Here is a 25,634-nt window from a genome sequence, read left to right on the forward strand (position 1 = left end):
TGATCGGGGGCGGGGGGTGGCGCAAGCTTCTCCGCAGCGCGGCGGACATCCATTCCGCGCCGCTCGCGCCGACTTCTTGTCCTTCCGCCCACTCATTCCGGGCGGGCCTCCTTGTGCGAGCGTGTTCATGCCCGACAGCGTCATCGAGCTTTCCGACACCGCCCCCCCCGCCGCCGATGTTCCCGTCTACGTGGTCGACCTCGACGGAACGCTGCTGCGGACCGACATGCTCTACGAGACGTTCTGGTCCGCGCTCTCGCGCGACTGGCGCAACGTCTGGCCGATCGGACGGGCGCTGCTGGGGGGACGGGCGCGGCTGAAGCGTGTGCTGCAGCGGCTGGGCCCGGTGAACCCGGCGACGCTGCCCTACGACGAGGAGGTGCTGCGCTCAATCGAGCGCCGCCGCGCCGAGGGCGCGCGCATCGTGCTCGCCTCGGCCACCGACGAGGCGGTGCTGGAGCCGATCGCCGGGCATCTGGGCGTGTTCGACGCCGTCCACGGCTCGGACGGCGTGCGCAACCTCAAGGGGCCCGCGAAGGCCCGCGACCTGAACGCGCGCTACGGGCAGGGGAAGTACGTCTATGCCGGCGACAGCGTCGCGGACCTCGCCGTATGGAAGGACGCCGCCTCGGCGGTGACCGTGGGGGTGCGCCCTGGGCTGGCCGCGCGGGTCGCGCAGGTGTCCGGGGAGGTCGAGGCGCTCGGCGACGGCCGGCATCCTGCGCGCGCGATGCTGCGGGCGATCCGGCCGCACCAGTGGGCCAAGAACGCGCTGGTCTTCGTGCCGATGCTGGCGGCGCACCGGCTCGACCTCGCGACGCTGGGACAGGCGACGCTGGCCTTCGTCTGCTACAGCTTGATCGCATCGTCGGTGTACCTGCTCAACGACCTGCTGGACCTCGACGCGGACCGGGCCCACCCCCGCAAGCGCAACCGCCCCTTCGCCGCGGGCACCGCGCCGCTGCTGTGGGGCACGGTGGCCGCGCCCGCGCTGCTGCTGGTGGGCCTGGGTCTCGCGACCCTGCTCGGGCCGCTCTTCGTGGCGGTGATGGCGGGCTACTTCGTGGCCACCACGGCCTACTCGTTCTGGATCAAGCGCGTGCTGGTCGCCGACGTCTGCACGCTGGCGGGCCTCTATACGCTGCGGATCATCGCCGGCGGCGTGGCGACCGGCGTGACGCTGTCGGTCTGGCTGCTGGCCTTCTCAATGTTCTTCTTCTTCTCGCTCGCCGCGATGAAGCGCCAGACCGAGCTGGTCGCCTCGCTCCACGCCGGCGGCAAGGCGGCGCACGGCCGGCGCTACGCCACCTCGGACCTGCCGCTGGTCGCCAACATGGCCGTGTCGTCGGGCCTCGTGTCGGTGCTGGTCATGGCGCTGTACCTGAACACCGAGACGGTTCAGGTGCTCTACGCCACGGCGGCGCCCCTGTGGGGGATCTGCCTGGTGCTGCTGTTCTGGATCAACCGCATGGTGATGATCGCCCACCGGGGCTGGATGGACGACGACCCGGTCGTGTTCGCCGCCCGCGACCGCGTCTCGCTGGTCTGCGCCGCGCTGATCGCCGCCTTCGCCGTGGCCGGGACGGTGCTGTGAGCCTGGCGCGGCTGACGGCGCTCTACGCGGCCTTCGCCGTCGCGGCCACGGCGGCCAACCTCCTTGCGCAGCGCGCGGTGCTGATGCTCGGCGACGGGGCGGGGGTGTTCGCGCTGGCGGTGTTCGCGGGGACCGGGGTCGGGCTGGTGCTGAAGTACGCGCTCGACAAGCGGTGGATCTTCGCGGACCGCTCCACCGGGGTGGCCGCGCACGGACGCCGGTTCGGGCTCTACACTGCGATGGGGATCGTCACGACCGCGATCTTCTGGGGCACCGAGACGGCGTTCTGGCTGATCTGGGGCACCGACCCCATGCGCGAGGTGGGCGCGGTGCTGGGCCTCGCGGTGGGCTACGTCGTCAAGTACCAGCTCGACCGGCGCTTCGTGTTCGACGCCGCGCCGCGCCGCGCGGCCCCCGCGTGACGCGCGCGCCCACGCAGGAGCTCGCCGGCTGGGGGCGCTACCCGCGCCGCGCCGGCCCCGTCAGCGCGATCCGATCCGAGGACGACCTGCGCGCCGTGGTCGGCGCGGGCCGCGTGGTCGCGCGCGGCAACGGCCGGGCCTACGGCGACGCGGCGATGGGCGTGGCGCTGACCGCCGACATGCGCCGCATGAACCGGATGCTGGGCTTCGATCCGGACACCGGGCAGCTCGTGGCCGAGGCCGGCGTGCTGCTGGGCGACGTGATCGCCGCCTTCCTGCCGCGTGGCTGGTTCCCGCAGGTCACGCCGGGCACCAAGTTCGTCACCTTAGGCGGCGCCATCGCCGCCGACGTGCACGGCAAGAACCATCACCGCGACGGCAGCTTCGGCGCCTGCGTCGACTGGGTCGAGGTGATGGACGCCGAGGGCACCGTGACGCGCGCGAGCCGCAAGGACGCCCCCGACCTCTTCGCCTGGACCGTGGGCGGCATGGGGCTGACCGGGGTAATCGTGCGCGCCGCGATCCGCCTGCGCCCCGTGGAGAGCGGCTGGATCGTGCAGCGCACCGTGCCGGCCGCGAACCTGTGCGCCGCCATGGCCGCCTTCGACGCCGAGCACGCGGCGACCTACTCGGTGGCCTGGATCGACTGCCTCGCCTCGGGCGCCGCGCTCGGCCGGTCGCTGCTGATGCTGGGCGAGCACGCGGCCGCGGGCGAGGTCCCGCCCGCGTTCCGGGACCGCCCCTTCGAGACGCCCGCGCGCGGCCGCCGCCGCGTGCCCTTCGACGCGCCCGCCGCGGCCCTGAACCGGTTCTCGGTCGGGGCGTTCAACGCGCTCTACTGGGCGAAGGGCCGGCGCGGGGCCGGGCGCTCGGTCGTGGACTGGGACGGCTTCTTCTACCCGCTCGACGCGGTGCTGGAATGGAACCGCATCTACGGGCGGCGCGGCTTCCTGCAGTTCCAGTGCGTGCTGCCGCCGGACGGCGCCGAGGCGGGCCTGCGCGCGCTCCTCGAGGCGACGTCGCGGGCGGGGCAGGGGTCGTTCCTGGCGGTGCTCAAGCGCTTCGGCGCGCAGGAGAGCCGCTTCTCGTTCCCGCAGGACGGCTTCACGCTCGCCCTGGACTTCCCGGCCAACGCGGCGGTTCTGGCGCTGCTGGACCGGCTCGACGCGATCGTGCTCGATCACGGCGGGCGGTTCTACCTCGCAAAGGACGCGCGGATGGCCGCGTCGACCCTGCACCGCGCCGATCCGCGCGCCGCCGCGGTGCGCCGGATGCGGGCCGAGGGCGGACTGTCCGAGGCCTTCGCCTCGGCCCAATCGGAAAGGCTGATGCTGTGACCCAGACCTCGGACCGGGAGGCGGTGCTGATCCTCGGCGGCCGCTCCGACATCGGGCAGGCCATCGCGGCGCGCTTCGCGGCGGCCGGCCACGCGGTGAACCTGGCGGCGCGCGGCGCGGCCTCGCTGGAGCCGGCGCGCGCGGACATGGCGCTGCGCCACGGCGTGCCGGTCTCCGCGGCCGAGTTCGACGTGCTCGACACCGCGGCGATGGCCGGCTTCGTGGACGGGCTGGACCCGGAGCCGGGCATCGTCGTCTGCGTCGTCGGCGCCATGGGCAAGCAGGCCGAGAGCGAGCGCGACCTCGAGGCGGCCGCCCGCGTGATGCGGTCGAACTACGAGGGGCCGGCGCTGATCCTGGGGCTGTTCGCCGAGCGGATGGCGGCGCGGGGCCGGGGGGTGATCGTCGGCGTCAGCTCGGTGGCCGGCGACCGGGGGCGGGCGTCGAACTACGTCTACGGCTCGGCCAAGGCGGGGTTCACGGCGTTCCTGTCGGGGCTGCGCAACCGGCTGCACGGCGCGGGGGTGCGGGTGATCACCGTGAAGCCCGGCTTCGTGGCGACCCGCATGACCGAAGGCATGGACACGCCCACGCCGCTGACCGCGCAGCCCGACGAGGTGGGCCGCGCGGTGCTGCGCGCGGTGGAGGGCCGCGGCGGCGACGTGCTCTACGTCCGCCCCGTGTGGCGGCTGGTGATGGGGATCATCGGCGCGCTGCCCGAGAGCGTGTTCAAGAAGACCAGGCTGTGACCGGCCGCCTGCCGGACGCGATCGTCGTCGGCGCGCCTAAGACGGGGACCACCACCCTGTGCGCCGCGCTGGCACGGGTGGACGGCATCTGGATGTATCCGCGCAAGGAGACGCATTTCTTCAACGACCACTACGCGCGGCGCGGGATCGACTGGTACCGCGACCTGTTCCGCGACGCCCCCGAGGACGCGCTGGTGATGGAGGGCACGCCGGACTACGCGATGGCGCCGGGGATCGACGAGACCTTCGCGCGCATGGCCCGGCACGTCCCCCGCGCGCGCCTCGTCTACATGCTGCGCGAGCCGGTCGCGCGCGTGGAGTCCCACCTCGTGCAGATGATGGCCAACCACCGGCGCGCGATGCCGCTGGCCGAGGCGCTGGCCCGGTGGCCCGAGGTGGTGGACACCAGCGACTACCCCGCCGTGCTGGCGGCCATCCACCGCCATTACCCGGCCGGACAGGTGCACGTGCTGACGCTGGAGGACTACCGCGCCGATCCCCGCGCCTGCCACGCGCGCGTCCTGCGGTTCCTCGGTCGGACGGGGGATCTGAGCCCCGCGCTCGACGCGATGGAGGGGCAGGCGGTGCTCCACACCCGCGCGGGGCAGGGGATCGACCGCCCGCTCCTGGCCTGGCTGCGGCGGCTGCCGAACTACGACCGGCTGAACGCGCTGATGCCGGGGCCGGTGATCCGGCTCGGCAAGCGAGCCCTGCGCCGTCCCCTGCGCGTAGAGGGCAGCCTTCCCGATGCCGCACGCGCCCGCCTCGACGCCCGCCTCCGGCCCGGCTGGGAGCGGCTATGCGAGACCGCGCGCGTCGGGGCGGTTTGAAGGGTGAAGGTTCGGAGCGCCCGCGATCGTTTCGCGTCCGCTCCCGGCCGGTAGGAGCATGTCGACGCATGGTCCGAAGGACGGTGCCTCGGGAGCTAGATCCCTTGAATGCGCGCCATGCGACGATGCGGGTCCATGGATAGCGAAGTTCCACCGCGGAATCCGTGTTATGTATCGTGACGATCTCGTGCAGCTTGGGAGGAGCGTTCGGCTTCGGTTCTACCAGCGCAGGGTTGCCGGCTTTGTCCGGGCGACGGCATGGGCAGTTCCTATCGCGAGCGCGAGGCCTGCTCCGTAAGCCTTGGTCATCGTGCACCGGCAGGAGCGGACCGACGGCGATGCGTGGGTTTTCGTATGAGAGGACGGGGCGGCGCAGGGCCGCCCCGCCTGGGGTCAGGCGATCCAGTCGTTCTCGTAGATCACGCCGGTCTCGATGGCGACGAAGCCGATCGCCTCCTGGTTGTGATGCCTCGTCTCCTTGTCCGCGGACTGCTCCTCCTGGACGAAGACGTTCGCGCGGCCCCGCTCCAGCATCGCGAGACGAAGCGCCGCCGTGTCGAACCCGTTGGCCGTCTGCATGTCGGCCAGGAACACGAACTCGCTCTCCATCGTGCCGTCGAAGTCGACGAACTCCTGCTTGTGACCGATCAGGTTGTCGGCGACGCCGACCAGCGGGCCGGAGCCATCCGTGCCACGGGACACGGCGATCCAGTCGAACTCGCCCTCGGCGGCGCCGCGACCCAGCCGCTCCTCGCCCTGGAGGCGGATATCGAAGCCGTCCTCCGTGACGTTGTCGATGCGGTCCGTGAGGGGTCGCCCATCCGAGCCGCCCTGGACTTGGGCCAGCACCACCGGCCCCGCTGCGTGATCGGCCGCGAACGCGATGCTTCCGATCTTGGCGCCGAGCGACCCGCTGCCCGCCTCGATGATGCGACCGTCGGCCAACTCGTGCGTGCCGGCCTCGATCGCCATCCAGCCCACCGTCTCCAACATGTGCGCACCGTCGAGGTAGTCCCATTCCTGGATCCGGATCTCGAAGCCCGTGTCGGTCACGTTGCGCGTCTCGACGACGGCGCCCTCCCCTCCGTTGCTGGTGGGCGGACCGGCGACGACGACCGCGTTCTCGATGACGTCGTCGAACGAGACCTTGACCCAACCGTCGCCGTTCGCGGCGCGCTGCAGCTCGATGCGGCCGACCTGACCGATCGCGTCGGGCGCGTCCGGCGAGGGTTCGGGCGTCGGCTCCGGTTCGGGCTGCGGCTCGGGCTCAGTGGTCGGTTCCGGCTCCGGCTGCGGTGCGGGTTCCGGCTCGGGGGCCGGCTCCGGCGTCGGCTCCGGCGCGGGCTCCGGCTCCGGCGTCGGCGCACCGTTGGCGGTGGCGATCTCGATCGCGTCCACGCGGGCGCGCTCGCCGGCGTCGCTCCGGCCCTCGATCGTCACGGTCTGCCCGCGCTCGAGCGCGACGCCCTCCAGTGTCACCGTGTGCAGCGCGTTGTCGTCGCGGTCCAGCGCCCAGGTGCCCACGGCCGCGCCGTCGACCAGCACCGAGACCTCGCCCTGCCCGTCGTTCTCGTCGAAGTAGGTCAGGCTCACGTCGTAGCTGCCGCTGCCGCCCTCGAAGGTGGTCGAGGCGCGCGCCACGCCGACGCCCTTGTCGACGAGCTTGGCGACCGCGCCGCCCGACGCCGCGGACTTGCTGTCCACCGCGTAGTTCTCGAGCACGAGGTCCTCGGCCTCGAGGCGCAGGACCGAGCTCGCCAGAACCTCCGTGCCGCCCGAAGGCGCAGGCGCGGAAACCTCTTCTTCCGGTGCGGGCGCAGGTGCGGGCTCGGGGGCCGGCTCAGGCGTGGGCTCGGGTTGCGGCTCAGGCTTGGGCTCGGGCTCCGGGGCGGGTTCAGGCTCCGGCTGGGGCTGGGGCTGGGGCTGGGGCTGGGGCTCGGGCTCCGGTGCAAGCTCGGGCTCGGGCTGCGGGGCGGGTTCGGGCGCCGGCTCCGGCGCGGGCGCGGGCTTGGGGGTCGGAACCACCTCGGGCGCGTCGAGCTGGTTGCCCTGCACGCCGATCTCCCGCAGGTCCAGCAGCACGAAGTCGCTGACGCCGTCCGGGCCGATGCGGTCGGGCAGCGCGCCGTGCACGACGGTGCCCGCGGGCAGGTCGTCCTTGCCCGTGACGAAGTCCAGCCGAATCGCGGCCTCGGCCGACATCACGCTGCCGGTCACCCGGTCGGAGACCGGCACGTCGACCAGGATGTAGTACTTGCCGTTCTCGAGGTAGACCCCCTGATAGGCGGCGTTGTCGTCCCAGAACTTGCGGTCCGACATCTCGACCGTCGTCGTCCCGATCGCGTCGGTCTTCTCGACCACGATCTCGACGGTGTCCCACCAGTTCGCCATCGCGTCGGTATGGCTCACGACGCGGGCCTCGAGGCGGCCGATGTCCAGCTTGTCGAGCGCGTTCGCCGAGTCGTCGCGGAAGCGGAACTGCGAGGACAGGCCCTCGAAGTCGTAGACCTCGGCCACGTCCTCCCAGGTGTTGCCGAAGACGACGTCGGCGAGGGGGCGCGTGTCGGAGGTGCCGAACGTGTCGCTGAAGATGCCCTTCTCGAAGCCGCGGAAGTCGTTGTCCACGACCGCCAGCTCCACGAAGGTGTGCCCGACGATGCCGGTGGTCGCCTTGGCGACGTTGTTGAGGCCGTTGTGCAGGTTCGTCATGCCGCCTTCGGTGGCGACGAAGCTGCTGTTCTTGATCAGGTAGTTGCCCTGGTAGATGCCCAGCACGCCGGCGTTCACCTCCCAGCCGACGAAGCCGTCGATGATGCTGGGGACGTCCATCTCGGTGGGCCGTTTCTTCGCGGTCGAGGTGAAGCCCACGTGGGCCACCAGCGCCTCGTTGTTGTCGAAGCTGCGCAGCGGGACCTCGGACAGGGTCGCGGTCTCGCGGCCCATGAACTGGCTGTAGCCGTTGACGTCCTCGAAGGCGGCCGTGTCCGGGTCGATGTCGGAGATGCCGTCGCCGTTGCCCATCGGCCAGAACGAGTAGCCCGCGCCGTTCGAGCTGACGGCGACGTTGTCGTGCGCCTCGACGGTGCGCGACTTGAAGCCGAAGCCGATGCCCTGGGTGAAGGAGTCGTTTAGGATCTGCATCCGCCCGCCGACGTGCTCCACGCCCTTGCCGCTGTGGACCGGGTTGAAGGTGCTGTAGGTGCCGGTGGTATGGATCGTGATGTTGTCGGACCAGGTGCCGGTCTCGTTGCCGGCCTCCGCGATGATGGCGCCGCCGTTCACGCCGAACACCGCGTTCGAGATCACGTCGAGGTTGGCGTCGTGGTGGACGATGCCCCAGCCGGGGCTGCCCCACACGGCGTTGCCCTCGGCGACCGAGGCGTCGGCGTCGCCGGTCCGGTGGAAGTGCAGCGCGTAGCGGCCGCCCACGTTGGTGCCGCCGTCGGTATCGAGCAGCTCCGACTTGTCGGTCCGCCCCAGCTCGACGAACTCCGCGTTCTTCACCGCGACGTCGCCGTTGTGCATGAACATGACGTGCCCGCGCTCCTCGATCGGGACGGTCTTGCCGTCGCCGAACTCTGCGGAGGGGTCGATCTCGGTGCCGATCACCACGTTGCGGGTGTAGTTGGCGACCGGAACCTGGAAGCTGGTGCCGTTCAGGTCGTCGGGCGTCCTGTGGTCGTACTGGAGGGCCTGGTCGAGCGTCACCGAGACCCGGCCGCCCGACAGTGCCTGGATGCCGGTGATCGAGACCACCTCGTCCTGGAACGTGTTGTCGCCCACGAACTTGGTGCCGGCCACGACGATCTTGTCGCCGACCTGCCAGCCCTCGGCGCCATCGAGGACGATCTTACGGTCGCCCGCCATGGGGTCGACCACGGCGCGGACGTGATCGGCCTTGTCCTGGCCGACGATGCTGACCGAGCCGTGGGTCACGACCCCCTTGCTGAGCTGTCCCGGATCGTTCTCGGCGTCGAAGATCGAGCCGTTGTCGCGGTGGATCACGATCTCGGCCGTGACGCCCTCCCGGACCGGGTTGCCGTCGACGCCCACGGTCAGGACCGAGGTCGGGCCGGTCAGCAGCGTGTCGACCACCATCTTGGTGTCGGTCGCCACCGCGAAGTGCAGCTCACCGTCGACGCCCACGCGGTCGAGGCGCGCATCGCTCACATCGTCGTATACAACGGAGATTTCTTTTGGTATGTAGACGCTTGCACCGGTCGCGGGAATCTTCCCGTTCGCCCAGGTGTTCGGGTCGAACCACGATCCGCCATTGACCGCGACGGAGGTGCCTGCGTCGGAGGCCTTGGGCATGAGGTTCAGGAGCAGGGAATGGTCTGCCTGCTTGTTCTCGTTGCCCGTGTGGGCCGACATGTGACCGTGATGCATAGCAGCGTCCTGCTGCGAGATCGCCTCGGAGAGGGTCGTCTTCCCTCCCCCGACGAGGTCCTGCACTATCGATGCCATTTCTGTGCGTCTCCGGAGATCAGTTGCTGCTCGGTTCTTTGTGCCAATATCGGCCAAGTTGGGCGGTGCCGGGGCATGCGGATGGCCCGGCTGGTCCGGTGTCGGCACCTAAGGGACAATCGAGCGGGGTGCATGCCGACCGTTTCTTTACGGAGGGTAAATCAGCGCCTTGCCGCTAGGCTTTTTCCCGCCGCCATTCGTTCCCCGCAAAACCGCCCTCCGCGTTCCCCGCACACCCGCGAACCCTCCCCCGTCCGTTCCGGTCGGACTCTCGCGCGACCGCACAGAATGGCGCCCCGATCGGCGTTTCTCGGGGAAAACTGCCCCCACGGCAGGAACCTGCCGATTCGGAGCTTGACCTAAGGGGAGGCAAGAGGGCGCTCCGGCGGGCTCTGGCCACCGTGCGGCGGCCGGACGTGCCGCGGACGAGGCTTGCCAACGCGGCCCGCAGCGCGGAGGCTCGCGGGGGAAGTCTGTCCGCGCAGGGGGGTGAATGCCGGGGGGAGGGGAACGTGCGACGCGAGCCGTGGGCATCGCTTTCGTGGGCGTGGGCTATGTCGCCGACCTCTACGTGCAGACGCTCCGGAACTGGACCGAGCTGCTGGACCTGCGCGGCGTGTTCGACCGGCGCGGGGACCGCCTCGCCACCTACGCCGCCTTCCACGGCGTCCCGACCTACGACGACCTCGACGCGGTGCTGGCCGATCCGGCGGTGGAGATCGTGGTCAACCTCACCAATCCCGACCAGCACCACGAGATCACGGGCCGGGCGCTCGCCGCCGGCAAGCACGTCTACTCGGAGAAGCCGCTCGCGCTGACGCTGGACGGCGCTCGCGAGCTCGTGGCGCAGGCCGATGCGGCCGGGCGGCACGTCGTCTCGGCGCCGTCGAGCCTGCTGGGCGAGGCCGCGCAGACCCTGCGCCGCGCGGTGGTGGAGCAGGTCCGCGGCCGCCCTCGGCTGGTCTACGCGGAGATGGACGACGGGCTGGTGCACCGCATCGGCTACCAGAACTGGCGCACCCGCAGCGGCGCGCCCTGGCCCGCCGAGGACGAGTTCCGCACCGGCTGCACCCTGGAACATGCGGGCTACTCATTGACCTGGCTGGTCGGCCTGTTCGGCCCCGTGCGGCACATGGTGACGGGCGTGGGCCTGCTGATCCCCGACAAGGGTCCGGACACGCCGGAGCCCTATGCCACGCCGGACTTCAGCTGCGCCGTGCTGCGCTTCGACGACGGCGTCATGGCGCGGCTCACGAACAGCATCGTCGCGCCCCACGACCACCGGTTCCGCGTGTTCTGCGACGACGGCGTCCTTGAGGTCGACGAGACCTGGGACTTCAGCGCGCAGATCCGGTCCGTGCCCGTGGCCGACAGCCGCGCCCGGCGGCTGGCCCGCAAGACGCTGGGCTGGGACGGGGGGCGCGTGCTCAAGCCCGTGCACCGGCGGCGGATCTCCACGGCGCGGCGCGGCTACCACATGGACTTCGCGCTCGGCGTGGCCGAGATGGCGCAGGCGATCCGCGCCGGACGGGTGCCGCGGCTGGCGGGGGAGTTCTCGCTGCACATCACCGAGGTGTCGCTGGCCATGCAGCATCCGGAGCGGTTCGGCGCCGAGTACGTGCCCCGCTCCGCGCCCGGTCCGGTCGCGTCGATGCTGTGGGACGACGGTGCGATCGGCTGACCAGAGGCCCCTAGCGGAAGACGGAGACTGCCCCGCGCAGCGCCCGTAGGTCGGCCAGCGCGAGCAGCAGGTAGGCGGCCAGCGTCGCGAGCGCGGCGAGCGAGAGGTCCATCGCCGGCGGCAGTCCGAGCGGCGCCGTGCCGAAGCGTATCGCGAGACCCGCCCCGACCGCCGCCGTGAGGGCCGGCGCCACGCTGCCCAAGGCCTCGCCCCAGCCCAGGGGGATGATCCGGCGGGCCAGCGCCCAGCCCCGCGGCACGTAGGCCAGCGCCCAGACCGAGATCGCCGCCGCGACGGCCAGCAGGCCGAACGAGGACGCCGCGAGCACCAGCGCCACGCAGAGCAGCGTCCCCTCGGCGGTGAGGCGGACCTGCACGTCGGTGCGGCCGGTGGCGCGGAACACGCAGACCAGCGTGGTAATCGTCACCGCCTCCAGCGCCACGCCCGGGACCGCCAGCGCGAACACCGGCGCCACCGCGCTCCACTTCTCGGACAGCATCGCCGGGAAGAGAACCGGCCCCGCCGCGACGACCCCGCCCAGACCGGGCAGCAGCACCGTGGCGAGCAGGCGGACCGACGCGAGATAGGTCCGGGCCAGGCGGGGCGGGTCGTCGCGCGCGCGGGCCATGCGCACGAACACCACCGCCGAGGCCGGGCCGGCGAGGCCGAACTGCGGCAGGCGCGCGAAGCGCTGGTGCATCGCGTAGACCCCCAGCGGCAACGGCCCGAGGACCCGGCCGATCACGAGCGTCGTCGCCTGGAGCCGCATCACGCTCAGCAGCGAGGTGGCGATGGTGTCGCGGGCGAAGCGCAGGTGCTCGGTCAGGTGCCCGCGCGAGAAGGTCGCCGCCGGTCGGAACCGCGAGAGCGCCACGATCCCGGCCGCGCGGATCCCGGCGAGGGCGAGCTGCTGCGCCACCAGGGCCCAGAGCCCCGCGCCGAGCAGGGCGAGCCCGACCGCCGCCGCCATGCCCGCCGCCGCCGCCGCCGCCTGCAGCGCGGCGAGCGCGCCGTACTGCTCGCGGCGCTCGATCTCTGCGTTGTGCGCGGCGGTGGCGGCCTGGAGCAGCGGCAGCGCCGCCAGCGCGCACATCGCCGCCAGCAGCCGCGGCTGGTCGAACCACGCCGCCAGCAGCGGCGCGGCCGCCAGCACGGCCGCAGCCAGCCCCACCCCGATGGCGACGAGCAGCCAGAAGACGCTGGACCATTCCGCCCGGTCGACCCGGCGCGTGCGGATCAGCGAGCGGCCGAAGCCCCCGTCGCTGATCGTCCCGGCCAGGACCACCACCGTCATCGCCAGGGCCATCACCCCGAAGTCGGCGATCGACAGCAGGCGCGCGAGGATCGGCAGGATCAGGATCTGCGAGAGCGCGACGAAGCCCCGCGACAGGACCAGCGCGCCGACGTTCAGGAAGAAGGGGCGTTGGGGCGGGGCCGCTTCGGATGGTTCGGCCGGGGCGCTCATGGGGTCAGTTGATCAGCTCGACCGCGGTCCACTCGAGGACCTCGACCGCGGGATCGGACCCGACCGCCCGCAGCCAGTCCGGCCGGGCGAAGGCGGGCCAGCACGCCCCCGCCTCGCGGAAGCGGACCGGACGGTAGCCGGACCGGAAGCGCGGGTCCTCGAACAGGTCGTCGAAGGCGTCGTCGTTGCTGGCCCAGAACGGCTGGGTGTCGCCCTCGCCGCAGGGGCGGTTGAAGATCGCCACCACCTCGGGCTCGTGCGCCCAGAAGGTCGCCTTGTCGAAGCTCGCGTGGTTGCGCATCCCGACCTTGATCGGCTTCGCGTGGGCCATCTCGGTCCAGTTCAGGCCGAGCAGGTCGTAGATGTGGCCGTCGTAGCTGAGCGCGATGCCCCCCGCGGGTCCGACGCCGACGGAGGGTCGCGGCGCGACGCCGTCGAGGAAGGTGCCGAAGTCGATTCCCTGCGCGTTGAGCACGAACTCCTTGCGCAGGTCGAACCGCGCCTGGTGGTAGTGCGGCCACCCCACCAGCGCGAGGCCCGCCACTGCCGCCGCCGCCGGAAGCGCCAGCGCGCGCGGCCCCGGGGCCGCGCGGCCGACGGCGACCGCCAGGCCCACGGCGGCGGCGACGGGGAGCAGCGGCTGGATCGGCTGGAAGAAGCGCCAGAGCGCGAAGTGATCGCCCCCGAGCGCCGAGTAGATCGCGAGGAAGCCGAACACTGCCGCGGCGGGGATCAGCAGCGCGGCCCCGCGCCGGCGGTCCCGCAGCCAGCGTACGGCGATCCAGGCGGCGCCCGCGATCCAGGCCACGAACAGCAGCTCCGCGAACGGGCTGCCCAGCAGGAAGCCGAGCGTGTACTTCGCGCCGTCGGTCAGGTCCTGCATCCGGTCCGAGGAGACCTTGGCGTAGAAGGTGTTCGGGAAGGGCTGGCCGAAGTAGCTGAGGCGCCAAGCCGTCACCGCGGCGAAGGACACGAGCGCCGCCCCGATCGCCGCCGCGATGCGCCCGCGCCCGCCGGGAGCGACGATCAGCGCGAGCGCCAGCAGACCCACCGCGACAGCCACGCCCTCGGGCCGGGCCAGCGGCAGCAGGAGGGCGGCGGCCAGCAGCGGCCCCAGCGGCGCGGCGGCCCCCAGCGCCCCGCGCACCAGCGTCAGCACGAGCCAAGCGATCAACGCCGACCAGAGCGCTAGCTCCATCATCGTCCAGACCGCCCATGCGAAGTAGCCCGGCGCCGCCACCAGGAAGGCGGCGACGGTGCCGGCCGCGACGCTGCCGTGACCGCCCTCGGCCTCGGCGAGGTGACGGGCGGTGCGCAGCGCGCAGAACACGGCGCCCCACGCGAGCGCGGCGCACGCCGTGACGATCAGGATCTCGGGCGCGGAGGTGAGGAGGTAGAGCCCGGCGACGCCCAGGGCCCAGAGCAGCGTCGTGGACCCCTCCACCCGCTCGCCCCCGACGTTGTAGACGTAGCCATGCCCGGCGGCGATGTTCTCGGAGTAGGACCGCGTGATCGACGCGTCGTCGATGCCGATCAGCGGAAGGCCCCCCACCAGACCCCACGCGAGCGCCGCGCCGAGCACGGTCACCGCTGCGGCGAGCGCCAGGTCGAAGCCGCGCGCGGACCCCGTCATCCGGGTGTCCTCCGGCTCGGACGGGGCGCGGCGCCCCGGGAACGTTGGCGGCTCGGAGAGGTCAACGCGTCACGCCCGCCTCAGCGACCGGCGCGGCCGGCGCGTGAGCACCGCCCCCTCGACCTCGGTGCGCAGCTTGCGGAACAGCGCGCCGCGGGCCGTCACGTCCTTCCGCTTCGCCTCGCCCGCGGCCACCACGTAGAGCGTGGCGTCGAGCGCCGACGGCAGCGTCACGAGGTCGGCGGCCTCGTTGAGCGGCGGGCCGTCGATGACGACCGCGTCGTAATGGCGCATCATCCAGCCGAACAGCTCCTCGGCCTTCGCGGTGCCGAACAGCGCCTCGGGGTCGAGGCCGCTGACGCGGCAGGGCAAGAACGACAGGTGCAGTTCGTCGACGCGGTGGATGGCCTCGCGCAGGGGAACCTCGCCGTGCAGCGCCTCCATCAGGCCGCGGGCCTCGGGATCGGCGAGCCGCTTGCTGAGCGCCGCGCCGCGGATGTCGGCGTCCACCAGCAGGCAGTTCAGCCCCGCGTCGGCCAGGGTGTGCGCCAGCAGCACGGCGGTCATGCTCTTGTCGCCGCCGGACCGGTCGCCGACCAGGAGGGCGGACCGGACGTCCCGCCCCAGCGTGAGCGTCAGGTTCCGCCTCAGGACGCCCGACAGGCGCGCGAGGTCGCGGTCGGTGCGCAGCAGCGCGGCCAGGGCCTTGGCGCGGCGCAGCGCCGGCAGGCGCGGCAGCTCGCCGAATGTGTGCAACTGCGTGGCGCGCCGCACGTCCTCGGCGGTGGCGACCCGGTCCGGCAGCAGCTCCAGCAGGAACGCCAGCCCGAGGGCGACGAACAGACCGCTCGCCGCCGCCAGCACCAGCGTGGGCTTGGTCCGCGGCGTCGAGGGCGATCCGGGCGGCGAGGCGAACGAGATCACCTCCGCGTCGGACCGGCGCAGGTTCTGGATCTCGCTCGACTGCTTGAAGCGGTCGAGGAAGTCCTCGTAGAGGCGCCTGTTCGCGTCGGCGATCCGTTCGAGCTGGTTGATCTCGATGTCGCTCAGCGAGCGTTCCACGGAGCGCCGCTCCAGCGCCGCGAGGCTCGCGCGCAGCGCGTCGGCGTTGATGCGCTGGACCCGGGCCAGGGCCTGCAGCTCCTCGATCACGCGCTCCACCTCGGCGGCCATCTCGGCCTCCAGTGAGGCGAGGTCGGCGTCGAGCGCGGCGAGCTGCCGGCTGTCGTCGGCGAAGCCGCGCCGCGCCTCCTCGCGCTCGCGGCGCAGCTCGGACATGCGCACGTCGAGGTCGGCCAGCACCGGGGACTCGAGCACGCCCGCGGCCGCGGTCGTGCCCTCCTCCGCGAGGAGCTTGGCGGCCTCCGAGGCGCGGGCCTCGGTCTCCGACAGCGCGGCGCGGACGTCGACCAGCTTGCTGGTCATCTCCTGCATCTGCTGGGCGAGACGGTCGGCGTTGTCGACGTCGCTCTCCACGAGCGCCTTCTGGCGCAGCACCGCGGTCTCGCTGTCCTCGACCGCCCGGGCCAGCTCGGTGACGCGGGTCTCGAGCCAGCCGGTGTAGCGGACCGCGGCAGCGAAGCGGCGGTCCCCGGTGAAGGCCACGTACTCGTCGACGAGGGCGTTCGCGATCGCGGCCGCCGTGACCGGGTCCTCCGAGCTGGCAGTGACCCGCACCACGTAGGAGGTGCCCTGCTGCGCGACGCGCAGGCTGCGGGCGAGCCTGCCCACGATCGGCCCGAGGTCGCCCAGCATCCGGTTGCCCGCCTCGGCGGCGCTGCGCAGCGCGGGAATCTCGGCGGGGGCCGCATCGGCGTCCGGCACGTCCTCGTCGGCGGGATCGGCCGGCGGGCGCAGGATCGACCGCAGCCAGTCCTTCGCCGCGTCTACCACCGGCACCGGCTCGGCGGGCGGGCGGAGGGCGACGTTGAACTCGGGGCTCTGGTCGAGGTCGAGCCGGTCGGCGACGCGCGCGAGCAGCGCGGTGGAGGTCAGCACCGCGATCTCGCCCTGCAGGGCGGAATCGTTGAGCGTCCGCTCGTCGAGCAGGTCGCGCGAGCCCCGGTCGCCGGACTGGTCGCCGCCGAGCAGCATCTCGGCCGAGGCGACGTAGCGCGGCGTGGTCACCGAGATCAGGTACACCGCGGCGGCGATCGCCAGGAGCACGCAGGCCGCGAGCAGCACGGCCCGCCGGCGCAGCACCCGCGCGACGTCCTCGAGGCGCAGGCCGGGCGACGCGTCCGCGGGCTCGGCGCGCGGCACCGGCATGACGTTGCGGGCGTTGATGCCGTCGTAGTTCATCCACGCGCCTCCGCATGCGCCGGCTCCGGAGCCGGCGGCACGGCGTGCCCGGGGGGCGCGCCGTGCCGCCTGTACGCCGACCCGTCCGGAGCGAGCCCGGCAAGCTGGTGTTCGCGGGCCGTGGCGCCGGCCCGCGGAGTGATGACCGAACGGTCCGCATCCGGGAGCGGACCCGTGCCCGGGTAAGAATTGCGATCAGTCTGGCGCTCTTTACCCTACGTCGCAAGAAAATCCGGGCCCGGCGCGCAATCCGCGGACGCGGTGTGGTTCGGCTGGATCGGTGGGCCCGGCTGGCCTATGCTCGCGCGACCGCACGGGTCCCACCAACCGAGGTGTCATGGACGGCAGGGTCGAAACCAAGGGCCGCCTCCCGGATTTCATCATCGGGGGCGCGCCGAAGTGCGGAACCACCTCCGTGCACTTCCTGCTCGGCTCCAGCCCCGAGATCGGGATCCCCGACGACGAGGTCCACTTCTTCGACGCCGACGATCCGATCGCGCATCCCGACTTCCTCCATGCGGGCCGCGGCGGGCTCGACTGGTACGATCCGGACACCCCCGAGGGCCTGGACTGGTACCGTGGCCGCTTCGCCGCACTCGCGGACCGGCCGCTGGTCGGGGAGGACTCCACGCTTTACCTCCATTCGCCCGTCGCACCGGAGCGAATCGCCCGGGTCCTTCCGGACGCGAAGCTGATCTTCATGCTGCGCGACCCGGTGCGGCGCGCCTGCTCGCAGTACTGGCACATGGTGACCCGCGGCCGCGCCGTCTGCGGCCTCGAGACGGCGCTGAGCCGGCACCCCAACCTGATCCTCTGCTCGACCTACCTCGCCCCGCTGCGCCGCTACCTCGACCTGTTCGGGCCGGAGCGGGTGCGGGTCTGCCTGTTCGAGGACTTCCTGGCGGACCGCCAGGGGGTGATGGACGGCCTGTGCGCGTTCCTCGGCGCCGCGCCGCTGCGGGTCGGACACGAGGACGGCTGGCACAACCGCACCTTCTATCCGTCGAATCCCCGGCTGCAGCTCCTGCTCAACCGGATCAGCCGCCGGATCGCGGCGCGGCAGTACCGCAACCACTTCGACGCCGACCGCACGCCCCGCGCAGCGCTGCGCGCCCGGATGCACCGCCGCTGGTTCCGCCACGCCCACCCGGTGCTGCTGACGGCGACCCGCGCGCCCCCGGTCGCCGAGGAGACGGCGTCCTATCTCCGGCGGCACCTCTCGGACCGCAACCGGGGCCTCTCCGACCTGCTGGGCCGCGACCTCTCGCAGGTCTGGCCGGGCTTCGAGGGCTAGGGTGGCGACCGCGCACCCCGGAGCGGTGGACGTCCTCGTGGTCGCGGACCTGCGCTTCACCGGGGGCACCTCGGCCGCGCTGGCCGCCGACGTGCGGGCCTTCTCCGCGCTCGGACTGTCGGTCGCGCTGATGCCGGTGCGCTCCGCCTTCCTCGACGACGAGCAGGGCGGGATCGCCGCGGTGCTGGTCCCCCTGCTGGACCTCGCCGGCGTCGCGCTGGTCCCCGACGGCCGCCCCGCGCCCCCGGCGGAGACCGCCTTCCTCCACAACCCGATGACCTTCGCCGCGCCCCCGCGCGGGGCCCGCCCGATCGCGGCGGACCGCACCGTGCTGGTCGCCCATCACCCGCCCTTCCGGGGCGACGGCTCGCTGGAGTACAACCCCGCCGGCGTCGCGCTGCAGGTACGCCGGGCGTTCGGGGCATGGCCCCGCTGGGCGCCGGTCTCGGGGCTGATCCGGGCGCAGCTCCGCGCCTTTGCGCCGCTGATCGCACTGACCGCCGACGACTGGCACAACGTGTTCGACCCCGAGGCGTGGCGCGCGCGCCGGCCCGCCTTCTCGGGCACGGGCGGCGAGGTCGCGGCCGTGGTCGGCCGCCACGGACGCGCGGACCGGCTGAAATGGCCGGCCACCGCCGCGGACGTGACCGCGCCGCTGGCCCCCGGTCCGGGCTGGCGCGCGCGGGTCATGGGCGCGGCGCCCGAGGCGATCGCCCTCGCTGGCCCCGCCGCCGACGCCTGGGAGGTGCTGCCCTTCGGCACGCTCTCGCCGCGGTGCTTCCTCGAGGGGCTCGACGCCTTCGTCTACCACCACCACCCCGACTGGGTGGAGGCCTTCGGGCGCACCGTGGCCGAGGCGATCCTGATGGAGCGGCCCTGCCTCCTCGACCCGAAGCTCGCCCCCACCTTCGGAGACCTCGCGGACTACGCCGCGCCGGCCGACGCCCCGGCTCGGCTGAACGCCTGGCTGGCCGCGCCCGCGGCGGCGCGGGCCGAGGCGGCGGAGCGGCGCGCGCGGGCCGTGACGCGCTTCGGCGACGCTTCGGTCGCGGGAAGGCTCGCGCGGCTCCGGGACGACGGCGGGACGCGGGCCCGCGGGGGGCCGAAGGCCGCCTCGGCGGCGGTGACGGCCCGCAAGGCGGTGGGGCTGGCGCGGCGGCAATGGGCGCGGGGCCGGTCATGGGCCGGGTGACGCTCGAGGCCGCGGCGCGGAGCCGCTACGACCTCCTGGTGCTGGGCGCCGGCGCGGCGGGCTGCACACTGGCGGACGCCGCGGCGCGCGCTGGTCTCCGCGTCCTCCTCGCGGAACGGGGCGGCGCCCTGCCCTCCCCCGCGCCCGTCACCTCGGACATCCCCGACGGCGTGCCCCACGACGCCGACGCGCGCACCGTGCGCCAGGGTCTCGGGGGAACGCTGGGGCTCTGGGGCGGGCGCTGCATCCCGCTGGAGCCCGACGACCTGCGCGACCGGCCCGGGCGCCTCGGCGGCTGGCCGATCGCGGCCGACGACTATGCCGCCTGGATCGGCGCGGCCTCCGCGTGGCTGGGCGCGACCCCCCGCTTCGACGCCCCCCACCCGGCGGGCTGGCCCCGCGACCCGGAGGGCGCGATCCACCTCGACCGGGTCGAGCGCTTGGTCGGCACCGATCTCGACCCCGGGCTGCGGCGACGGCTCCTGCACGGCGCGGACGGCCCCAACCTGCTGCTCGGGGCCCAGGGCGTGGGGCTCGACTGGAGCGAGGCGGGGGACGCGGTCCGCGCGGTGCGCCTGCGTCCCGCCGCAGGCGGGGGCGGCACGCGCGCCGTCGGGGCGGAGGCGGTGGCGCTGGCCTGCGGCGGGCTGCAGGTCGCCCGCCTCCTGCTCTTGGAGGCCCGCGCCGCGCCCGGCCGGTTCGCGGGATCGGCCTGGCTCGGGCGGGGCTACGCGGGGCACCTGACCGGCTCCGTCGCGACGGTCCGCCCCCGCGACCCGGCCGCGGCCGCGGCGTTCCGCTACCACCGCGCGGGCGGCCCCGACCCCCAGCGGCGGCGCCTCCTTCTGCTCGCCGAGCACGGCACCGACGTGGCCTTCTGGCTGCGCAACCTGCCGCTCGAAGACCCCGGCCACCGCTCCGGGGAGCTGTCGGCCAAGGCGCTGGTCCGCTGCAGCCGCCGCGGCGGCGGCGCGGCGGCGGAGCATCTGCGCAACCTTGCCGCCGATCCCGCCGGCGGGCTTCGCGGCATCGGCTCGGCGCTGCGCACCCGCACCCTGCGCGCCCGCCACGCCGAGCGGCTGGCCGTGCGCCCCGGCGCCGCCTACCGCCTCGTCTACCACGCCGAGCACCTGCCCGACCGCGACAGCCACGTCCGGCTGGCCGACCGCCTGGCCGAGGACGGGCTGCCCGCGCTGCACGTCGCCTTCCGCTACGGGCGCGCCACGATCGACGGCCTCGTGGACGCGCACCTGCGCGTGGCGCCGTTCCTCGAGCGGGACGGGTTCGCCGCCGTGGAGATGCCCCGGAGCCGCGACGCGCTTGCTGAATCGATCCGCGGGCAGGCGCGCGACGGCTACCACCAGATCGGCCTGACCCGGATGGCGCGCGACCCCTCGATGGGCGTGGTCGATGGCGACGGGCGCGTGTTCGGCACCCGCAACCTCCACGTCGCCTCGGCCAGCACCTTCCCGACCGCGAGCCAGGCCAACCCGACGCTGACGATCGTGGCGCTGGCGCTGCGCATGGCGGCGCACCTCGCCGGGGCGCGCGCGCGCGCGCGCGCCCCGGCCTCCGGGCGGGCGGCACGGTGACCTTCGCCGCCCCCGCCCCCCCCGCCGCCCGGCGCATCTTCGGCCTCCGGATCGACGAGACCCGGCGCGACCACATCCTCGTGACGCTCTGGTTCCTGGTGACCTTCAAGCAGTTCCCCGGCGACGAGCTGATCCTCTACCCGATGGCGCTGTGGTTCTTCTGGTCGTTCGTGCGCGACATGCCCGCGCTGATCGATCTCGTGGCGCGATCCTGGGTGCTGTGGCTGTTTCCGATCTGGTGGATGCTGTCGCTGAGCTGGGGCACCGAGACCGCGCTGATCTTCAAGTCCGGGCTGCAGATGATCCTCACCACGATCATCTGCTACTGCATCGCGCTGCGGCTCACGGCGCGGCACATCATGATCTCGATCCTGATCGCGGCCAGCTTCTACGCGGTGGCCAGCGTGGTCGACATCGCGCAGGGCGGGGTCGCGGCGCGCGGGGCCTTCCTCAGCAAGAACGCCTTCGGCATGGCGATGGTGATGCTGTGGATCGCCGCCATCTGCACGTTGCTCGACGGCGGCATCGGCCGCACGGGGCCGGCGCGCCTCCTGCGCCCGCTGGCCCTGCCGACGGCCCTGCTGGCCGCGGTGCTGATCCAGGTCTCCAACAGCCTCACGGCCGTGCTGCTGGCCGCGGGGTCGCTGGTGCTGATCATCGGGTTGCGGCTCGTCACGGCGCTGTCGGGCGCGGCGCTGGTGGCCGCGGCGACCTTCGCGCTGGCCGCCCTGACGACCGCGACCGCATACGGCACCTTCGCAATGCTGGAGTTCGACCCGATCACCCCGGTGCTCGAGGCCTTCGGCAAGGACGCCACGCTGACGGGCCGGACGGTGCTGTGGGACTACGCCGCGGTCGAGATCGAGAAGGACCCCTGGCTGGGCAAGGGGGCAGGCGGCTTCTGGACGCCGCGCGACGGGCTGTCCACCGCCCACCGCATCTACGTGGAGTTCCACAAGGCTCCCTGGGCGACCTTCTCGTTCCACAACTCCTACTACGAGGTGGCGGTGCACCAGGGACTGATCGGCGTGGGCCTCATGGTGCTGGCGACCGCGTGGTGCGTCTGGCGCACGGTCCTGCAGGCGTTCCGCACCCGCAGGATGCCGAGCATCTTCTTCCTGTGCTTCGCGATGGTGACGCTGGCGCGCAGCCTGTCCGAGCCCGGTCTGATGATGCCGTTCTCGCTCCTGTCGATGCTGCTGATCGTCGGGGCCCTGCTCAGCCTGCCGATCGCCGCGCCCGGTGCGCGGGCGCGCGGGCCCGCCCGGCCCCTGCTGCTGGTCGACCCGATCGAAGAGCCCGGGCGCTGAGATCCGGCGGCGCCAGTGCCCCTGCAGATCGCCGGAACGGGCATCGCGGAGGGTCCGGACAAAACGACGCAGCGGCCCGTTGAACTCGCAGATTTCCCCCTAAGTCTGGCGAGGGACAGGGAAGAAGTACTTGAGGGGAATGGTTTATCCCGGCGGATTCCTACCCGGCATTTGGTTCCGCCGCCACCCCCGAATCGTCCCGAGGCCGACCGTGTCGGCCGATTCTCTCCCAGACCGGCGGCCCGGCCGGGCAGGAACCTGCGCGGATGCGGTTCCCCCCTGGGCGATCCGGAGCCCTCTCCTTGAATCGCCCGTGAGCGAGCTTGATTAGGCGGACCGACACGGCCGCCCCCCCAGGGCCATTCAAACAGAGCGGATGAAATCGATGACAAGCTTGCGGACCTTCACGCCCCCTGCCGAGGCTTCGAGCCCGGCCCTTCCGTGCCTCCGGGCAGCCGAACGTGCGGGGTGCACGTCATGACCGGCACCAAGGAACTCGGCACGGTGCGGACCTCGGTCTTCGCCCCCTACAGCGAATGGACGGTCGCGAACCCGACCATCGACGGCAACGCCTTCGACCTCGAGGCGACCGTGACCTTCGTCCAGGCCGGGACCGGCCGGACGATCGAGACGGGCATGTTCTACACCGGCTCCGACTACGCGTTCCGCTTCACCGCCCCGGACGACGGTGACTGGACGTTCTCCACCGTGTCCGAGGACGCCGACCTCGACGGCCTCTCGGGCACCGTGCAGGTCGCCAGGGACGCGGACGCGAAGGGCTTCGTGGTCGCGGCGGGCGACAAGTTCGCGCAGCAGAACGGCGACGGCTCGCTGACGGCGCTTCTGCCCAACTACGCGATGATCGACCCCGACCTGAGCGCCTACGCCGACGATCCCTCGAAGATCGACGGCCTGATCGACACCTTCATCGACGGGCACGGCTTCACCGGGTTCCACATCCCGAACATCGGCGGGCAGTTCTTCGACATCGACAACACGAAGGGCGATGCGGGCAGCGCCATAGGCTCGAACGCCTTCAATCCGGACCCCGAGTCGTTCGCCGCGCTCGAGCAGATCATCACCGCCACCCACGCGGCGGGCGGGACCGTGCACTTCTGGCCCTGGGGCGACTCGGCCCGCGGGCAGACGCCGGACGAACTGCCAGGCGGTGAGAACGGCGAGGTCCACCACCGCTTCCTCGAGTACCTCGCCGACCGGCTGGCCCCCCTGCCCGGCTGGACCATGGGCTACGGCTTCGACAACGACGAGTGGACCAGCCCGGCCCAGGCGGCGGAGCGGACCGCCTTCTTCGACGCGCAGACCGGCTACGATCACCTGCTGACGGTGCGCGCGGTCGGCCCGAACTCCGGGCTGAACCACAGCGGCTCGGTAGGATGGGCGAAGGGCCAGGACTTCGCGGACTTCGAGCACCACTCGCCCGAGTACGAGACCTACGTCGCGGCCCTCGAGGCGGCCGGGGGCAAGCCCGTGCTGAGCGGGGACCGCTTCCGGATCCGCGACCAGGGCCGCTCCAAGGACTACACCGCCGAGCAGACGGTGGACGGCCTGTGGGACGCGACCATGGCCGGCGGCGTCGCCAACATCTGGGGCAACCTGATCCGGGCCGACGGGACGCAGTCGCCCACGGGCAACTTCGGCTCGTTCGCCTATCCCAAGGACACCGCGGCGCAGATCGACACCTGGAACGAGTTCACCGTGGGCCAGGGCCGCTTCGAGCTCGACATGGAGCGCGCCAACGAACTGACCGGCGGCGCCGGCAAGGGCCAGTACGCCCTGCGGAGCGACGCGGCCGACAGCGTGATCGTCTACGCCGAGGACACGGCCTCCGTGCAGCTGAACCTCTCGCGCCTCGCGTCCGATCCGGACTGGGGCGACGCGGCCGAGATCGTCGCGGTCGACACCGAGGAGGCCTACGCCGAGATCTCGCTGGGCACGGTCTCGCTGTCGAACCAGACGGTCAGGCTCGGCTCGACGAGCGACTGGGCGCTCTACCTGCGGCCCGCGGACGGGTCCGCTCCCGCCCCTGCCCCCGCTCCCGTGCCTGCGCCCGTGGACGAACCTGCCGTCGTGCCGGATGAACCTGCCGTCGAGCCGGACGCCGCGCCCGACTCGGGGTCCGACACCGGGTCCGGCCAGACGCCGGCGGACGGATCCGCCGACTTCGCGACCCTCTACGAGGTCGAGGACTTCTCGCTCGAGAACTACAGCGTGGAGCGCCAGCGGGATGCGTCCGGCGATGCGGTCGTGCGCCTCGACTCGAAGTCGGTGGGCGTGGCGGAGGCGAGCTTCGCCTTCGACGGCGCCACCGGTACCTACGACGTCGAGGTCTGCTATCTCGACGAGAGCGACGGGCAGGGCACCGTCTCGCTGGTGGTCGGCGGCTCGACCCTGGAGACGTGGACCCTCGACGCGGACACCGACGGCCTCCGGACCGTCACGCTGAGCGACGTGGAGATCGCCGCGGGCGAGACCGTCGCGCTCGTCGGCACGAGCGACCGCGGCGAGCGCGCGCGCCTCGATCACCTGATGATCGAGTCGAGCACAGCGTCCACGGAAGGTCTCGCGGCCGAGGAGCCGGCCCCCGAGCCCGAACCGCAGCCTGAGCCGCAACCCGAGCCCACGCCCGAGCCAGCCCCCGAGCCCGCACCTGCGCCTGCACCGGAAGAAGAGGTTTCCGCACCTGCGCCTTCGGGCGGCACGGAGGTGCTGGCGAGCTCGGTCCTGCGCCTCGAGGCCGAGGACCTCGTGCTCGAGAACTACGCGGCGGACAGCAAGTCCGCGGCGTCGGGCGGCGCGGTCGCCAAGCTGGTCGACAAGGGCGTCGGCGTGGCGCGCGCCTCGACCACCTTCGAGGGCGGCAGCGGCAGCTACGACGTGAGCCTGACCTACTTCGACGAGAACGACGGGCAGGGCGAGGTCTCGGTGCTGGTCGACGGCGCGGCCGTGGGCAGCTGGGCGCTGGACCGCGACGACAACGCGCTGCACACGGTGACGCTGGAGGGCGTCGCGCTCGAGCGCGGGCAGACCGTGACGATCGAGGGCCGGAGCGACGCCGGCGAGCGCGCCCGCGTGGACGCGATCGAGATCGCCACCGCCAACGGTGCGCCAGCGCCGGAGCCCGCGCCGGAACCGGAGCCGCAGCCGGAACCGGAGCCGCAGCAGAAGCCGGCCCCCGAGCCGGAGCCGCAGCCCGAGCCGACCCTCGTGCAGGATCCGGCCCCGGAGCCCGAGCCCGCTCCCGTGCCGGAGAAGGAGGTTTCCGAGCCCGCGCCCTCGAACGGTGCGGCGGCCCCGGAGTTCTCCGTGCTGCGCCTTGAGGCCGAGGACATGGTCCTCGAGAACTACGCGACCGACCGCATCCGTTCGGCGTCGGGCGGCGAGGTGGCGCGGCTGGTGGACAAGTCCATCGGCACCGCCTCCGCGTCCACGACGTTCGACGGACCGGAGGGCGTCTACGACCTGGAGCTCGGCTGGTTCGACGAGCGGGACGGAAGCGGCGACATGTTCATCTTCGTGGGTGAGCAGCAGATCGGGGGTTGGGCGCTGGACGCCGACAACGAGGCAATCGCGACCGGCGTCGTCGAGGACGTCCGGCTCCGGCCCGGCGACCGGATCGAGATCGTCGGGAACAGCGACGCGGGCGAGCGTGCCCGGGTCGACTACCTCGAGATCGCCACCGTCGACACCGCGGACGCGGTCTTCGCCTGAAGCCGCACCGCTCCGATCGACCCCGCACGCCCCGGCCC

The 25,634-nt window shown here is 72.8% G+C and carries 15 protein-coding genes; 11 read left to right on the plus strand and 4 right to left on the minus strand.

Features of this window, described 5'->3' with window-relative positions; translation table 11 throughout:
* Positions 1-127: 127 nt before the first annotated feature.
* The 5 genes from K3554_RS00490 to K3554_RS00510 are packed head-to-tail and all read left to right on the plus strand — an operon-like array spanning position 128 to position 4,932.
* On the plus strand, positions 128-1,594 hold the full coding sequence (locus K3554_RS00490; protein WP_259942277.1) for a UbiA family prenyltransferase: 1,467 nt from the start codon (positions 128-130) through the stop codon (positions 1,592-1,594).
* Positions 1,591-2,016, plus strand: a complete 426-nt coding sequence (locus K3554_RS00495; RefSeq protein ID WP_259942280.1) for a GtrA family protein — start codon at positions 1,591-1,593, stop codon at positions 2,014-2,016. The genes K3554_RS00490 and K3554_RS00495 overlap by 4 nt, the downstream gene beginning before the upstream one ends.
* Positions 2,013-3,353, plus strand: coding sequence for an FAD-binding oxidoreductase (locus tag K3554_RS00500; RefSeq protein WP_259942285.1), 1,341 nt, complete (start codon positions 2,013-2,015; stop codon positions 3,351-3,353). Before K3554_RS00495 ends, K3554_RS00500 begins: the two co-directional genes overlap by 4 nt.
* Positions 3,350-4,102 carry an SDR family oxidoreductase gene (locus K3554_RS00505; RefSeq protein ID WP_259942288.1) on the plus strand — a complete coding sequence of 251 codons (753 nt, stop codon included), beginning with the start codon at positions 3,350-3,352 and terminating at the stop codon, positions 4,100-4,102. The genes K3554_RS00500 and K3554_RS00505 overlap by 4 nt, the downstream gene beginning before the upstream one ends.
* On the plus strand, positions 4,099-4,932 hold the full coding sequence (locus K3554_RS00510; protein ID WP_259942291.1) for a sulfotransferase domain-containing protein: 834 nt from the start codon (positions 4,099-4,101) through the stop codon (positions 4,930-4,932). Before K3554_RS00505 ends, K3554_RS00510 begins: the two co-directional genes overlap by 4 nt.
* Before the next feature lie 393 nt (positions 4,933-5,325).
* Here K3554_RS00510 and K3554_RS00515 read toward each other — a convergent pair whose 3' ends face one another.
* Positions 5,326-9,306 (minus strand): G8 domain-containing protein, encoded by a 3,981-nt coding sequence (locus K3554_RS00515; RefSeq protein WP_259942293.1) that lies wholly within the window; start codon positions 9,304-9,306, stop codon positions 5,326-5,328.
* Between the two features lie 619 nt (positions 9,307-9,925).
* On the opposite strand from K3554_RS00515, the gene K3554_RS00520 reads away from it, so the two are divergent.
* Positions 9,926-11,080: a Gfo/Idh/MocA family protein gene (locus K3554_RS00520; protein WP_259942296.1), complete on the plus strand. Its 1,155-nt coding sequence runs from the start codon at positions 9,926-9,928 to the stop codon at positions 11,078-11,080.
* Positions 11,081-11,090: 10 nt separating this feature from the next.
* On the opposite strand, the gene K3554_RS00525 is transcribed toward K3554_RS00520, so the two are convergent.
* From K3554_RS00525 to K3554_RS00535, 3 genes are all read right to left on the minus strand, one after another.
* Positions 11,091-12,545, minus strand: a complete 1,455-nt coding sequence (locus K3554_RS00525; protein ID WP_259942298.1) for an oligosaccharide flippase family protein — start codon at positions 12,543-12,545, stop codon at positions 11,091-11,093.
* Positions 12,546-12,549: 4 nt separating this feature from the next.
* Positions 12,550-14,178, minus strand: coding sequence for a hypothetical protein (locus tag K3554_RS00530; RefSeq protein WP_259942300.1), 1,629 nt, complete (start codon positions 14,176-14,178; stop codon positions 12,550-12,552).
* A 69-nt stretch (positions 14,179-14,247) separates the two neighbouring features.
* Complete coding sequence (locus tag K3554_RS00535) at positions 14,248-16,479, minus strand: exopolysaccharide transport family protein (protein WP_259942301.1); 2,232 nt, start codon at positions 16,477-16,479, stop codon at positions 14,248-14,250.
* Positions 16,480-16,816: 337 nt separating this feature from the next.
* On the opposite strand from K3554_RS00535, the gene K3554_RS00540 reads away from it, so the two are divergent.
* The 5 genes from K3554_RS00540 (at position 16,817) to K3554_RS16810 (ending at position 25,596) form a co-directional block, all read left to right on the plus strand.
* Positions 16,817-17,773: a sulfotransferase gene (locus tag K3554_RS00540; protein WP_259942303.1), complete on the plus strand. Its 957-nt coding sequence runs from the start codon at positions 16,817-16,819 to the stop codon at positions 17,771-17,773.
* A 1-nt stretch (position 17,774) separates the two neighbouring features.
* The gene (locus K3554_RS00545; protein ID WP_259942306.1) at positions 17,775-18,965 is read left to right on the plus strand and encodes a glycosyltransferase family 1 protein; all 1,191 of its coding nucleotides are present in this window, start codon (positions 17,775-17,777) and stop codon (positions 18,963-18,965) included.
* Positions 18,953-20,557 (plus strand): GMC oxidoreductase, encoded by a 1,605-nt coding sequence (locus tag K3554_RS00550; RefSeq protein ID WP_259942308.1) that lies wholly within the window; start codon positions 18,953-18,955, stop codon positions 20,555-20,557. Before K3554_RS00545 ends, K3554_RS00550 begins: the two co-directional genes overlap by 13 nt.
* Positions 20,554-21,867 (plus strand): O-antigen ligase, encoded by a 1,314-nt coding sequence (locus tag K3554_RS00555; RefSeq protein ID WP_259942311.1) that lies wholly within the window; start codon positions 20,554-20,556, stop codon positions 21,865-21,867. Before K3554_RS00550 ends, K3554_RS00555 begins: the two co-directional genes overlap by 4 nt.
* Positions 21,868-22,344: 477 nt before the next feature.
* Entirely contained in the window at positions 22,345-25,596 is a 3,252-nt protein-coding gene (locus K3554_RS16810) for a DUF5060 domain-containing protein (RefSeq protein ID WP_311200347.1), read from the plus strand.
* Positions 25,597-25,634 lie beyond the last annotated feature (38 nt).

Source organism: Jannaschia sp. W003 (genome assembly GCF_025144335.1).
Lineage (GTDB): Bacteria > Pseudomonadota > Alphaproteobacteria > Rhodobacterales > Rhodobacteraceae > Jannaschia.